We start from the raw sequence: 14,559 nt of genomic DNA, 5'->3' as shown, positions 1-14,559 counted from the left end.
GTTGAATTAGAATTATTTGTAATTAGCTAGTCTTGGCTTAATTAGTAGTAATTTAGCAGTAATAAAGTACAAAATAATTTCTGGCGAATAAATAAGTGAGATTAAGTACAGTTAAGGTAATAGTGTCTGCTTGGCGTTACACAATTGGAAGCTGATGCAATGTCTTGAGTGTAGGCTACAAAAATTAACAAAAGTTGAAACGACTGTCCCTTGTTTCAAATCATTGCCATCAAATTAACCGAATCATCATTAGTAGTGGCAATAATTGCATCGGCGCGATCTACATTGGCTTCATCAAGAATTCCACCTGTGGCAATATCAGCCTGAAATATACTCACATTAAACTTTTGCATGATTTCACCAGCGCGTTCTGCTTTTTTCTCGATTACGGCAATTTTATGCCCTTGTCCTTGGGCAACTGCAATAAGCTGTTTGGTAACAGCCCCCCCACCAACAATAATCAAATACATCTTTAATTGAAACAAAAATATTATTTACTTCTGAAAGTATTCTCATCCGAGCTATTTTTCTAAGATTACTTATTTTCGACCAAGCGAAACAGTAATAACTGACTAATTTGTTCATCATTAAAATTATCATCGCTGATTAGCAGCAAACTCCTACTGCCATCAGGCAAACGGGGCCCAGTAGTCATCCCTTCCAAGTTATCTAGATAAATGCCCAAATCTTCTAGATTAAATAAAAGTTTCTTTCTCAAAGGCTGTACCTGAGGTTTATTTCCTTTAAGGCTGGCAATATTTGTCGTGTCCGTAGCATTACCAACTACCACTTGGAATAATTTTGCTCCTGCCCCAGCAAAGCCAAAAGTTCTTTCTAAGCTTAGAAAATACCCCTCCGTTGGCAATGCCAGCAATTCAGTTAGTCCATTAGAGATAATTTCGACGGGTGCGGATTCAAGTAAATATAAATGCTCGGCAACTACAACAGGATCGCCCACTGGATTAATGACGTAGTGCAAAAAACGAATCTTTGCCTGTTCTTCAGGTGCGGGAGATTCGTCCTGAATTAATGCGGATTCGGTAGCGGTAAATACGCGAAAAGGATCTTCTGGTAAGCCTGTACGATTAATAGTTAGAGATTCAAACCCCTGGTTTTCTCGTATTCCTTGAGGTTGTGATTCTCCAAATAGATAGCGTTTCGGTAGACGAATATCTGACAATTTCTTACCTGTTTCTAAATCAAATTCGGCTATAAAAGGCTTAACTTTTTGGGCAGGATTGCCCTCGCTAGAAATAAAAATCGTGTTTCGAGGAGAAATAGCTAGTCCTTCTGGATCGATGCTGCCTGGCTGATATTGCTTACCGTTTTCATCGAGCAAGATAGTTACATCTTGTGGCTCAAAGCTTTCAATCTCAATTTGAGCAGCTTCGCTTGGTTTAACTTTCAGTTTAAAAGTATAAAAACGAGCAGGGGAATGTTTGCCTCGATCGTCAGACAATACATAGAAAAGATCTCGATCGCGATTGTAGGCGATCGCTGATAATCCCCCAACTAACGTACTGTTATAAGTAGCCTTGGGTATTTCGTACTGGTCGATAAATTCTAAAGAAAAATTGCGAAACATTCTCTCTTCGGCGCTTACTCTCTTAGGTGGGCTACACGACACGACCAAAAAGAGAATGCAGACGAAACACAAACTGACTAAGAGTCTTGAGAAAAATTTTACTTGGCGATCGCTCACGGTTTTTTGATCACAAAACTTACACTATTTAATCTATCAGGTTAGTAGAGATAAGAGTTTGATAGAAAATAGTTGAGCAATATCTCGTCGATAAGCCACAGCCATCACATTGGCAGTTAAACAAGTTGTTCCTAACCCAAACAAAATAAAGGTGACAGGGGTAATCACACCGACAACAAACCAGGTAGAAACATGGAGAAATAAAGTAATCGCCAAAAAAGAGGCTATAGTTTTAGACCAACGCATTTTTGATAATGATTGACCCGTAGCTACCAAAATCAAGGTAGAGATCGTGGCGATTAAATTAGCTGGCACGAGAAAAGCACAAATTGTCACACAATTAAGCCGAGAAAACTCGAAAACTGGTTGTAAATCAAGCATAAACTTTAAAAATCTGTTTATTTGATTAATTATTGCTATTTGAATATTTTAATTGTACCGAAAACCATCGCGACCGCAGCTCATTTGTCAACAACCGTAACTTAAACGAGTTGACTTTTTAGCTAAATTCCCTGATATTTTCGCGGACTTTTTGGGAAATATATAACTAACTCGCTGTCTTTGTGAGACTACTACTTTTTTCGTAAAATTAAAGTAAACAAATGCAAGTTGGGAATGTTTTTTGATGTCTGAACGAGTCCAAAAAGTTTTGTCACAGTGGGGAATTGCCTCACGACGCAAAGCGGAAAAAATGATTATAGCTGGTAGAGTTCAGATTAACGGTCAAATAGTAAAGTTGGGCGATCAGGTCGACTTAACTGCGGATGTTCTCCAAGTAGATGGCAAAGCAGTCAAAAAAACTAATCGCCCCCAGCCTATCTACTTATTATTAAACAAACCAGCGGGAGTAGTTTCTACTTGTTGCGATCCTCAGAATCGTTCTACCGTAATCGAGCTATTACCGACAAGTCTGAGGTTGGGAACGGGAATTCATCTAGTTGGCAGATTAGATTTTGCCTCCAGTGGTGCTTTAATTTTAACTAACGACGGCGAACTGACTCTTAGTCTGACTCATCCTCGCTATCATCTGCCTAAAACCTATCTCGTTGAATTAAATCGATCTCTTGCTTCAAAAGATCTAGCTTCGTGGCGCGAGGGCATAGTTCTAGACGGGAAAAAGACTTTACCTGCCAGAATTGATTTGGTTAGATCTAACAAAGCTGGAACAATCATCAAAATTGTCTTGACTGAGGGTAGAAATCGACAAATACGTCGTGTGGCACTACAACTTGGTTATGAGGTAAAAAGGTTACATCGTATTGCGATTGGTTCAATTACTTTAAGTATGGTTAAGGACTTGGAACTTCCTCCAGGTAAATATAGACATCTAGAACAAGCTGAAATTAAGTTTTTGAAAAATTATAACGCCAAATTTCTCAAAGTAGCTGCACAGCCTAGGAGCGCAGTGTATGACTAACAATAATTCACCTACGGATCGACAGAAATTACAGGATATAGGTGCTAGCCTAAATCGTATTCGTGTGGCTAAAAATATATCTCTTGATGCTGTAGCTGCTAAAACACATATTTCTAAACGGCTATTGGCAGCAATTGAAGCAGGAGATCTTCAAGAATTACCAGAGCCTTTTTATATTCAAGCATTGGTGGCTAAATTTGCCAATGAGATCGGGGCAAACGAGATCCATTTCTCGGTCGAGCCTCAAAGCGATCGCGTGGTAACTAGTAATTTGCCGCCAAAAAACCCTCGTAAATACTGGCTAAATTTTCAGTTGCGATCGCTCCATTTATATTTGCTATATATTTTCTTGGTCATTGTTTCGGTTAAAGGGATCGCTACTTTGGTAGAACGCCCGGTTATTATCAATCAAACGCCACCAAAAAGCCCAGTTTTAACTCCCAAAGCCGAACCAAAACCCGACGCTACTGCTCAAGTTCAGCCAGAAGCTACACCCCAATTTGTTTCTCAATCGAATAATTCTGAGGCGGTAAGCGTTGGTATAAATTTGCAGGAGCGATGCTGGCTCAAGGTCATGGTAGATGGAAAAGTCGCTTTTGAAGGTGTTCTTCCTCAAGGTACTCAGCGTCAATGGACTGGAAAAGAACAGGTGACAATTAGAGCGGGGAATGCTGGAGGAGTGGTAATTAGCTTTAATAATCAGCAGCAAAAGATTTTAGGCGCGCCAGGGCAAGTTGAAGAAATTACCTATCGGCTTAATTAGGGACTGGGAATGAAGAAATCTTTAGATGTACCAAACAAATATTTTTTATAACTTGGTTCAAATATTAAATTGTCTACTTAAACCCTGAATATCAATACATAAATGATTATTATTTATCTATTCTGGGTAATTGTAGATTAATAATTATGAATACAGATAAGAGTGCGATCGCCAACCACGCCCAAGACATTGCTTTTGACTATATTGATCTGGAGTCTATGCCTGAAATCTGGCCGATAGCTGCTGACCAATTTGGGGACACCATTGCTTTACAAGATTCTCATGCCCAACCAGAAGTAGCCATTAACTATCGAGACTTATACGCTCAAATTCAACAGTTTGCCTCTGGGTTACAGGCTTCAGGAGTTCAGGTTCAGGATAAGGTGGCGTTGTTTGCCGATAACAGTCCTCGTTGGTTGATTGCCGATCAAGGCATTATGACCTCAGGTGCAGTAGATGTGGTACGTTCTTCGGGAGCAGAACAGCAAGAATTAGCTTACATTCTCGAAAATAGTGACAGCACGGCTTTGGTAGTGGAAAATTTTAAAACTTTAAATAAATTAATCTCTGAACTAGCTAATCTGCCTATTAAACTAATAGTTCTGTTGAGCGACGAGACACCCCCTGAAGCTACCTCAATTAAAACAATTAACTTTAAACAGTTAATGGAGTTGGGGCAAAACCATCAGCTACAGCCTGTGTCTCAAAATAGAGATACCTTAGCTACTTTACTCTATACTTCTGGAACTACAGGAAAACCGAAGGGAGTAATGCTGAGTCATGGTAATTTGTTACATCAGGTAAATTACGTCAAAACAGTTTTTCAGCCCCAACCTGGGGATATAATCCTGTCAATTCTGCCTAGCTGGCACGCTTATGAACGGGCTGCGGAATATTTTTTCTTGGCTCACGGAGCAACTCAGGTATATACGACCATTCGCTATTTTAAACAGGATTTAAAAAAGTTTCAGCCTATTTATATGGTTGGCGTGCCTCGCCTTTGGGAATCTCTTTATGAAGGGGTGCAAAAGCTGTTAAGTGGACAGTCTGCATCCCAGCAAAAGCTAGTCAAGTTTTTTCTCAAGCAGTCTGAGGCTTATATCATGGCGCAGCGCATTGGCAATAATATCAGTTTAGAACATTTTAATGCTTCGCCTAGAGCAAGAGCGATCGCCAAGCTCAAAGCAGCTTCTCTTTATCCAGTTCATGCCCTGGCAGACAAGCTAGTATACCGTAAAATCCGTGATGGGGTAGGTAATATCAAAGCTGTATGTAGCGGAGGGGGTTCCCTAGCTAAATATCTCGACGATTTTTATCAAACCGTTAACATCGATGTCTTTGTCGGTTATGGACTAACAGAAACTTCTCCAATCACCAATGCTCGTACTCCCAAACACAACGTTCGAGGCTCGGCAGGACAGCCGCTACCAGAAACCGAAATTAAAATTGTCGATCCGCAAACTCGTCAAGAACTAGCTCAAGGGCAACGAGGACTAGTTTTAATTCGCGGTAGTCAGGTAATGCAAGGCTATTATAAAAACTCTGAAGCCACCGCTAAGGCTATTGACGAGCAGGGTTGGTTTGACAGTGGTGATTTAGGCTGGTTGACCCCATACGGCGATCTAGTTCTAACAGGAAGAGCCAAAGATACGATAGTTTTAACCAATGGCGAAAATATCGAACCTCAGCCGATTGAAGATGCCTGTGTGCGTAGCGTCTATATCGACCAAATTATCCTAGTAGGACAGGATCGGCGAGCTATAGGGGCATTGATTGTACCTAACTTAGAAAATCTACAGCAATGGGTTACAGAGCAAAATCTAAATCTTAAGCTACCTGAACTTAATAGCTCGACAGAAGCAGTCGCTCAAAGCGATCTCAATGACCAGGCAATAATTAATTTATATCGCAATGAACTCAGTCGTGAGGTAAAAAATCGTCCTGGCTATCGTGCAGACGATCGCATTGCCTATTTTCGCTTCATTACAGAAGCATTTTCTCAAGAAAACGGTACGATGACTCAAACTTTTAAAATCAAGCGTCCTCAGGTTACAGATAAGTATCAAGCTGTGATCGACCAAATGTTTTCAGACTAATTCTTGACTCTGCGCTCCCTAGTCATCATTCACCAATACTCAATCACTATCTAGAATTAATCAAGCGACAAATTACTCCAAAATAGGTTTTTTGAGCTACAACTAAAAAGGTTAAAAATTTAGGGAAAATCTAGTTAGATTAGAAAACAACCTGTAACCTTTAAGCTGCTATTGAAACTAAGAATTAACGAAGGAACCGAGATTATGGATTATTCTAATGCCAGCCTACTTTTAAAACGTCCAGTAACTGTAAAAGCTATTGTCACGGCTCAGTGGAAGGAAGAAGTAACCCAACAACTGCAAAAACAGGTGGCACAGTTAGACAAACAGATGCAGCAGCTTGAAATGCAAGGAAAAAGAACCATCGAAGAAATTACTAAGCAAGCAGGAGCAACAAATCCCCAGGTACAAAAACAAACTGAAAATATTCAGGGACAGGTTAATCAAAAGAAGGCAGAAATGCTGGAAAAGAAAAATCAGTTCTTACAGCAGCTACAGCAAATTCAGCTATTAGAACTAAACCAAGAAGTTGTTCAGGCACAAATGGAAAGTTTCTTTCGCCTCGAACCAGGAGACAATCTGGTTAAAAAACTCAATGTAGAAATTGTTTTACGAGATGGAGTAGTTGAAGAAATTAGAGGTGACGTTTAAACTGCGCTGTAAAAAGTTACTTTATTAAACAATTGTTAAAGTGAGGTCGGCATAAAATATAAACCTTTTTAAACATTGTTGTTTTCAGGAAACAATACCCTGAGAATTAGAAATAGAAATACAGGAAGTTGGTACGTATTTGAGGGAGCAAGTTGAACAATAAAGCGATCGCCCATCGCCCTGCTAAAGTTATCTGTCTCGGGGAAATATTATTTGATTGTCTTGCCGATCAATTGGGCAAGTCTATATCTGAAGTTACATCTTGGACTTCTTATCCAGGAGGCGCGCCGGCTAATGTTGCCTGTGCCTTAGCCAAATTAGGTACTCCTTCAGCATTTATTGGCTGTGTTGGTAAAGATGAGCCAGGCAAAGAATTAGTTAAACTCCTACAGTCAATTGGAGTTGATATTTCTGGAGTTCAACACAACGAAACAGCTCCCACTAGGGTTGTTTACGTTACTCGTACCGAGCAAGGCGATCGCACTTTTGCTGGTTTTGGCGACCAAAAAGCCGATCAGTTCGCTGATGCCTATCTTCAGGCTGAATTACTACCGTCAGAACTGTTTTTAGAAGCCGAATATTTAGTCTTGGGAACTCTTGAGTTAGCCTATCCTCAAACCAGAGCTGCCGTGTTTCGGGCTTTGGAGCTGGCCGTCGAACATCATCTAAAGGTTATCTTGGATGTTAATTGGCGACCAATGTTCTGGCTCAATCAAGAGGAGGCACTTCCTTTAATTCAGCAGCTTTGGCAGTACGTAGATTTTCTCAAGCTGGCTGAAGAAGAAGCAATGTGGTTGTTTGATACTGCCGATGCAGGAGCAATTTCTTATCGTCTCGGCTCTTTGGAAGGAGTTTTAGTGAGTAATGGAGATGCCGAAGTTAGCTACTGTCTCAGCGATAATGAAGGAACAGTCAATCCAATGAAGGTATCGGTTAAAGATACTACTGGTGCAGGAGACGCTTTCATCGCTGGCTTTATTCATCAACTCTGCCAGCATGGTATACAGAAATTAGCCAATCCTCAAGTGGCTCGAGATATTGTTAGATATGCCTGTGCGGTGGGTGGTTTAACTACAACCAAATCTGGCGCGATCGCGGCTCAACCCAGCCCTGTAGAAGTAGAAGCTTTACTCAGACAAGCCTAGTTTAAAGATTCTTATCGCCAAGAGCCTGAAGACAATACCGTATATACTCTTGACTTAAAGTAGCTATAGCTCTTCTGACTTCAGTTACGCAGTCGCTGCGCGGGCATTTATTCGCCCGCCAGTCGTCTTGCGACGACGGGGCTTATAAAGTCCCCTAAAGGATTAGAAGTTCGCGTCCGTCCTTCGCGTCCGCTGCATCGCTTTTGACTTTTCCTCTTCCCGCAGGACAATGTGACTTGTGACTTCTGAAAGTGTTCTATCAAAACAGGATTTAGTATCAAGCACTCGACCTAAAGATATTTTATAGCAATTTTCATATTTTAAGGTACACCTCAATTAGCCCTAAAGGATTAGCGTCTGGAGACGCGTCCCATGAACCATTAGCCCGTGCATGATTCCCGTGCATGGTATATGCGTAGCGGTATGCTAAAGCACTAACTACGTGTCGTCCGTTCAGGGACACCTTCGGACGATGCCCGTGCATGACTAGCCCGTGCATGATTAGCTTCGCGTCCTTCGCGTCGCCAAGCGAGTCCTAAAGGATAAGCTTCGAGACCGAAGGGAATCCTTTAGGGCAAATGTGACCGAAGGGCGGAGTGCGGTTTATCCGTGAATCATGCACGGGCTTTAGTATAAGCTTCGCGTCCTATTAGCTATTAGCAAAAAACCAGGGTGTCAGACTGTACCTTACGTGAATGAGAACCGCTATAGACAAATGCTCTTTACAATACGCTCAAGTTGAATTATTTTAGATAAGACTTAAATGAGACTTAAATAAGACTCATTAGTTTAAAGTTCAGAAAAGCTTAAAGAAAATAATACTTGACTAGTCTAATAACAGATCTTTATTTCAATTTTCAATCTAAATATTGTTTGAAAATTGAAATTTACTCATGAAAAAGTGTTGCTAACGAACTCAATTTTTGCCTTTAATCAAAATGGTATTATGACAAAATACCGAATTTAAATTATTTCTTGTCAAAAATAAGTAGCTAAAATTAATCAATAAGGTATCTCAGTAAATACAACTACAAATTCATAATTTTCTCAAAATAATCAGGCAAAATCGACACATTGCCTGCTGCCAAAGCATCTACCTATATTTTGTTAACTTTGAGTATTTTAATTAATTTAAAAATAGAGCCAGATAATAAAAATTAAAACTGTTTTATATCTCTATCAAAGAAAAATTATTAGAATTTAAAACTATAAAAAATTATGTATTAACACGTACTCATAATAATCTAATTTAGATTATTATGAGTACAATTATTATGTATAATCGTGCTTTTGGCTGTATTTACATTCTACGACTATGTCGCCGTATTTTTACTTAGATGCCAGTGATTAATTCAAAAAAACTAGGGTTTTTACTTAAGCAAAAGCCGTTGACATTTGGCAAACTATAGAGAAAATAGATAATTAAAGACATGAAAATTACTTAATTTCTCTTTTTGTATTCTGTCTTACTAGAAATAAATTAAATGTGATTTATTATAGTTTTTGATGGTTTTATTGCCTAGTTATTAACGACAAATTTGGTCGAATTAAGATCATAAATAGTGGGGATTAATTATGTCAAGTATCGTTACATTGGAAACTCCTGATTCTACCTTTGAATCAACAATTGTTGGTAGCCAGCTAGAAATTATTGCTCAACAAGGAGAAGAAAATATCATTCAAGTTAAGGGTGATTCGCCAATAACCATAATAGGTGGCTCACTACAGGATACGATTATTGCAGGAGCAGGAGATGCCACCATTTTTAGTGGAGATGCAAACGATTTACTAAAAGGTGGTATTGGCGAAGATGTTCTAAGCGGTGGCGAAGGTGACGATATAATTGAAGGCGGAATTGGTGCCGACTTTATTTTTGGTGGCGCTGGAGACGATGTTATTACAGGTGGTTTACCTGGAATGGATTCAAACGATAATCCGATAGGAGATACTCTCAAAGGAGGTGCTGGTGCAGATGTTTTTCAATTTGCTGCCAGTGAATTTGAATCAGGAGCAGGGGATGAAATTGTCGACTTTCAAGCCGATGGTTTTGCCGACATTATTCGAGTTTTCGGAGTCAGCGACGGTGATGTTAGTTACGATGCAGATACAGGAATGGTATCGATCAATGGAGAACCAGCAATCGATATCGGTACTGGTTTAGATATTGAAGCCTCTCAAAAGGGCGACAGTGATACCTGGGAATTGTTTTAACCAAGCAAGCCTAATTGCCTCTAATTTGTCTAAAATTTAGGTAATATTTGTAAGACCCATGACGAAAAGTTGTGGGTCTTACAGTATATTTAGGTACTTAACTTAAAATCTTAATTAAGTTAATTTGAGAAAAAGTGGGCTATTTTAATTAGGTTTAATCCATGTTTTAAGGTGGTTCAATTTTTAAATTGTCCGAGTTATTGTCTGTATTTTGTAATTTGAACTAGGGTCATTCCCACTACCGTCAATGATAAGAGGCGAATCCGATTCCTCATTCAAAAATATCAAGTCTCACTTAGCGAGAGAAGAATGGGAACAGGTTATTAATATCTGTCAAAAAGAGATCGACATCAGGCATGGCTCTAGTGATGCAACCGATCCCCAGATGATTAATTTCTATGCCTATCTAGCCAGAGCTTTTACTCAACAGGGTCAACTCGCCGAAGCCATTAGTTCTTATGAAAAAATTCTCGATACTTCGATTAATCAAGCAGAGATCTATGCTGAATTAGGCTTACTACACAGCAAACAAAGAAATCCCAGCCAGGCTGCGTGGCACTATAGGCAAGCTTTAAACCTTAAACCAGATTGGGCAGAACTACAGTACAATCTGGGAGTGGTGCTGCATCAATTAGGTAATTGGAATCAGGCGATCGCTGCTTACGATCGAGCGATTAAAATCAAACCTGATTATGCTGCTGCTTACTTCAATCTAGGGGTACTGTACGATCATAAAGGAGAGCTAGAAGCGGCAATTTCTAGTTATCAACAGGTAATTGCCCTCCAGCCCAAATTAGTCAGAGTCTACAGCAATTTAGCCAGTACTTTTGCCAGACAACAAAAATATCAGCAGGCGATCGATACCTTTAAACAAGGTCTGGCTCTTGACCCTACTTGGGCAACCTTACATAATAATTTGGGTCAGGTATACTGGTTTAATCGGCAACCAGGATTAGCTCTCAGCAGCTTTGAAACGGCGATCATTTTGGATCCCAAGATGGCTTTAGCACACCATAATTTGGGTAGACTATGGCAACAACAGGGTAATTATCCTCAAGCGATCGCCTGTTTTCGTACCGTAATTGAGCTAGAGCCAAAAAATATTTTAGCTTATAGTAATTGTGCCGATGCGCAGCAAAAAATCGGCGATTTAGCATCTACCTTAGACTGTTGGCGCCAAATAATTGAGCTAGAACCCAGTTTTATTGAAGCTTATTATCAGGGAAAGTTAGCCACTAGTCCTCAAGATCTCTTAGAGATAGCTAAGCTCAGCTGCGCTCGTTTTCTTCTAGCTTTGAAGCAGTCACAAAATGTCGAAGCTTATTATCATCTCTGGCGAACCTACAGCTATATGGGAGACGTGTTGTTTGAGTTTGGAGGAGTAAAGCAAGCTGAAGTTTATTATCAACGGGCATTGCAGATCGAGCCTGAAAACGTCGAACTGTATTTTAAATTAGGTAATTGTCTCGCCCGACAAAAAAGGTTAAATGCAGCTATTGCCGTTTACCATTATGGTTTGTCACTGCAACCAGACCATCCCCAAATTTGTTTTCAATTAGGTAAAGTTCTAGAACGTACCCAAGAAGCAGAACAGGCGATATACTATGAAACGGTTCTAAATAGGCAGATAGAGCGCGCTCCTGATTGGGAAAATCTACCTAATTTGTTTCCGATAGAAGATAATTTATCTGCGTTACCTGCCGAAATCTATCACCATACTCAAGACTGGGTGAGAGACTGTAATCTTAAAGATTTTGATTATGTTCAGGTTTTGTGGTCAGACAAGAAAACTACCACCGTCAAAACCAACCAAACTAAGCGACCAGAATTAATCAAGATTGCTCCTGGGGAAGTATCTCATCTAGACTGTGGTGGGGTTAACTGCCATAAGTGTATGAGCAAGTTAATCGAGCAGTTTAAACCTTGGCAAATTGGGCAAAACGTCTATAAATGTTCTTTAGAGCAGGCTCCGACCATTCGGGCGCAACTTCCTTTTGTAGTCACTATTCCACAGGGTAGAAGTTGGGTTGCACCACAAAAAAATTCTTGGGTCATCTGCAATAGTTTGGCGGTAATTACTCCAGATAATTATTTGCTTGGGGATCTATCTAGAGACTATCCTTGGTTTCTGCCTGGATGTCCCTATCAAGAACGAGCTGAACACAGCATTTTTGAGCAAGAAACTATTCCTCCCGTTGAAAAAATTGAGGGTAAAGTTGTTCTATTATCGGGTTTAGCTGGTCATGTTTACTATCATTGGATGTTTGATATTATTCCTCGATTAGAATTACTCAGACGTAGCGATATTGAACTTAAAGAAATCGATTGGTTTGTGGTAAATAGTCTGAGTAAATCCTTTCAACGAGAAACTCTAAGTCTACTGGGTATTGAATCAAACAAAATTATCGAAAGCGATCGCCATAGTCATATTCAAGCTACAGAACTGATCGTTCCCTCTTTTCCTGGATATTTAGACTGGGTTCCTCAAGGTACGATCGAGTTTTTGAGACAAACCTTTTTGCCTCAAGTCACTTTGGCTAAAAGTAATCGACAAAAAATTTATGTTAGTCGAGCCAAAGCCAAAAATAGACAGTTAATCAACGAACTCGAAGTTAGTCGGTTATTAAATAGCCAAGGATTTCAAACGGTATTTTTGGAAGAAATGTCAGTTTTAGAACAGGTGGCAGCCTTTGCCAATGCCGAAATTGTCGTTGCGCCTCATGGCTCTGGACTGACTAATATAGTCTTTTGTCAGCCTAATGCGACAATTGTTGAACTATTTTCGCCCAACTATGTCAGAACAGATTACTGGATGATTAGCCAGCAGCTACAGTTGCAACATTACTATGTAGTTGGACAAAATTTTGATTGTTTGTCTCTACGCAACTTAATGTATCAGAATGCTCTAACCGAAGATATTTTAGTTAGTATTGATTCTCTCCAACTAGTTTTGCAACATTTATCGCAGCAGAACTAGGACAGATTCTTTTGACCGCGGAAGACGGAGCATTGTTTACTTGACATTATACTGGCGGGAAAAGATTATAAGCATTTACTATTGATACTCGCTCAACAACAGTAAACTTTAAAAATCAATTATATTTTAGCCGTGAACTCCAGCTATTTAGCTCAAGCAATCATTCAGTGTAAACGGGCAATTAAACCAGAAACGAACTATCCAGAACAATGGCAGGCTGCCTTTAACAACTTAGGTAATCTGCTTCAGGGAAGGGGTGATTTCGATCGCGCTATTGTTTGGCATTCTTTGGCATTAGAAAGCAAAATAAATCTAGCAGAAGTATACTCTCAACTGGGAGAGCTACAGGTATTAGAGAAAAATTGGTCAGCAGCCCTCGATTTATTTGAAAGCGCTTTAAAGTATTTGCCAGATTCTGCCCGTGTCTATTCATCCTTGGCTCAAATTAATGGTCAACTAAAGCGTCAAGATGCGGAGATGGAGTGTTGGTACAAAGCAACTCAGCTTAACCCAAACTTGCTTAACCAGCAGGGTTACTATAAGCTGGCTAAAGCCTTAGAAGAACGCGGAAAAATGATTGAGGCGAGCGCCTGTTATCAACAAGCTACCGCAGGAGGTGAGGGAGTAGTTGCGGCTTTTTTCGATCTAGGAGAAATTTATCAACGGCAAGGTAAGTTAGATGAGGCTCAGGATATTTACCAAAAGATTTTAGCTGCTGATCCAACCGAAGCTAGAGCGCAGTATAAGTTAGGCACTGTTTATCTACAAAAAAGCTGCTTTGAGCAGGCAATTAATTGTTTTCACCAGACCATTAAAAATGCTCCTGACTTTCCCTGGGCTTATCGCGATCTAGTTAAAACTTTTCTCATCTTGAAAAGATGGGACGAGGCAATATCAACCTGCTATGCCATCCTCAATTTAGTGGAAGAGTATCCCTGGATCTATAGTCATTTGGGTAATGCTCTGCGAGAAAAAGGTAGATTATCTGAGGCAGCAGTAAATTTTCAGAAAGCCTGTGAACAACGCGGATGGCATCAGTGCGTGGCAAATGATTACTTTTTTACCGTAGATGTTTTTAGCCATCGTATTTCGATTTGGTTGGATTATCTCAAACCGTTAATCGGCAATTCGATTAAGGCTCTAGAAGTCGGCTGTTATCAAGGAATGTCAAGCTGTTGGATGTTAGATCGATTGTTAACCGAACCAACAAGTCAACTTAGCTGTATCGATCCCAGCTTTGAACCTAAATTCTTAGAGAACATTGCTAAAACTGGTGCAAAAGAACGAGTAACTTTGCTCGAAGGAGATACTCTTCAATTAATGGCAGGCTGCGCTATTAATAGTTTCGATCTGATTAATCTTCAAGATCGCTGTAAATCCAGCCAACACAGCGAGAAAAACACGGAATTAGCCTGGAAACTATTAAAGCCAGGAGGATTGATCATTTTTAGTTATTACGGCTGGCGTAATCCCCAAGATGCTCAAGAAAATCCGCAGGCAGGAATTGATCGCTTTCTCAACTCAGTTGAGCATCAGTGGCAACGAGTTCATTTATCTGCGCCAATATTTCAATTAATTATTCGTAAGCTTTAAATAA

The 14,559-nt window shown here is 39.8% G+C and carries 12 protein-coding genes; 8 read left to right on the top strand and 4 right to left on the bottom strand.

The features are described from left to right. Positions 1-215: 215 nt before the first annotated feature. From V6C71_02880 to V6C71_02870, 3 genes are all read right to left on the bottom strand, one after another. Positions 216-470, bottom strand: coding sequence for an NAD-binding protein (locus tag V6C71_02880; protein ID HEY9767438.1), 255 nt, complete (start codon positions 468-470; stop codon positions 216-218). Positions 471-535: 65 nt separating this feature from the next. Continuing rightward, positions 536-1,585, bottom strand: coding sequence for an esterase-like activity of phytase family protein (locus V6C71_02875; GenBank protein ID HEY9767437.1), 1,050 nt, complete (start codon positions 1,583-1,585; stop codon positions 536-538). Between the two features lie 153 nt (positions 1,586-1,738). Next, positions 1,739-2,083: a hypothetical protein gene (locus tag V6C71_02870; GenBank protein ID HEY9767436.1), complete on the bottom strand. Its 345-nt coding sequence runs from the start codon at positions 2,081-2,083 to the stop codon at positions 1,739-1,741. A 244-nt stretch (positions 2,084-2,327) separates the two neighbouring features. On the opposite strand from V6C71_02870, the gene V6C71_02865 reads away from it, so the two are divergent. From V6C71_02865 to V6C71_02845, 5 genes are all read left to right on the top strand, one after another. Next, positions 2,328-3,119, top strand: a complete 792-nt coding sequence (locus tag V6C71_02865; protein ID HEY9767435.1) for a pseudouridine synthase — start codon at positions 2,328-2,330, stop codon at positions 3,117-3,119. Next, positions 3,112-3,882: a RodZ domain-containing protein gene (locus V6C71_02860; GenBank protein ID HEY9767434.1), complete on the top strand. Its 771-nt coding sequence runs from the start codon at positions 3,112-3,114 to the stop codon at positions 3,880-3,882. The genes V6C71_02865 and V6C71_02860 overlap by 8 nt, the downstream gene beginning before the upstream one ends. 146 nt (positions 3,883-4,028) lie before the next feature. After that, complete coding sequence (locus V6C71_02855; protein HEY9767433.1) at positions 4,029-5,978, top strand: AMP-binding protein; 1,950 nt, start codon at positions 4,029-4,031, stop codon at positions 5,976-5,978. Positions 5,979-6,182: 204 nt separating this feature from the next. Beyond that, positions 6,183-6,629: a YlqD family protein gene (locus V6C71_02850; protein ID HEY9767432.1), complete on the top strand. Its 447-nt coding sequence runs from the start codon at positions 6,183-6,185 to the stop codon at positions 6,627-6,629. Positions 6,630-6,781: 152 nt separating this feature from the next. Beyond that, positions 6,782-7,774: a carbohydrate kinase gene (locus tag V6C71_02845; protein HEY9767431.1), complete on the top strand. Its 993-nt coding sequence runs from the start codon at positions 6,782-6,784 to the stop codon at positions 7,772-7,774. A gap of 313 nt (positions 7,775-8,087) precedes the next feature. Here the strand turns inward: V6C71_02845 and V6C71_02840 are convergent, their stop codons facing one another. Continuing rightward, the gene (locus tag V6C71_02840; GenBank protein HEY9767430.1) at positions 8,088-8,273 is read right to left on the bottom strand and encodes a hypothetical protein; all 186 of its coding nucleotides are present in this window, start codon (positions 8,271-8,273) and stop codon (positions 8,088-8,090) included. Positions 8,274-9,349: 1,076 nt separating this feature from the next. On the opposite strand from V6C71_02840, the gene V6C71_02835 reads away from it, so the two are divergent. From V6C71_02835 to V6C71_02825, 3 genes are all read left to right on the top strand, one after another. Continuing rightward, the gene (locus V6C71_02835) at positions 9,350-9,985 is read left to right on the top strand and encodes a calcium-binding protein (protein HEY9767429.1); all 636 of its coding nucleotides are present in this window, start codon (positions 9,350-9,352) and stop codon (positions 9,983-9,985) included. A gap of 247 nt (positions 9,986-10,232) precedes the next feature. Next, positions 10,233-12,962, top strand: a complete 2,730-nt coding sequence (locus V6C71_02830; protein HEY9767428.1) for a tetratricopeptide repeat protein — start codon at positions 10,233-10,235, stop codon at positions 12,960-12,962. A 132-nt stretch (positions 12,963-13,094) separates the two neighbouring features. Next, the gene (locus tag V6C71_02825; protein ID HEY9767427.1) at positions 13,095-14,555 is read left to right on the top strand and encodes a tetratricopeptide repeat protein; all 1,461 of its coding nucleotides are present in this window, start codon (positions 13,095-13,097) and stop codon (positions 14,553-14,555) included. Positions 14,556-14,559 lie beyond the last annotated feature (4 nt).

Source organism: Coleofasciculaceae cyanobacterium, from assembly GCA_036703275.1.
GTDB lineage: Bacteria > Cyanobacteriota > Cyanobacteriia > Cyanobacteriales > Xenococcaceae > Waterburya.
This window is presented reverse-complemented; position numbering and strand designations above follow the sequence as displayed.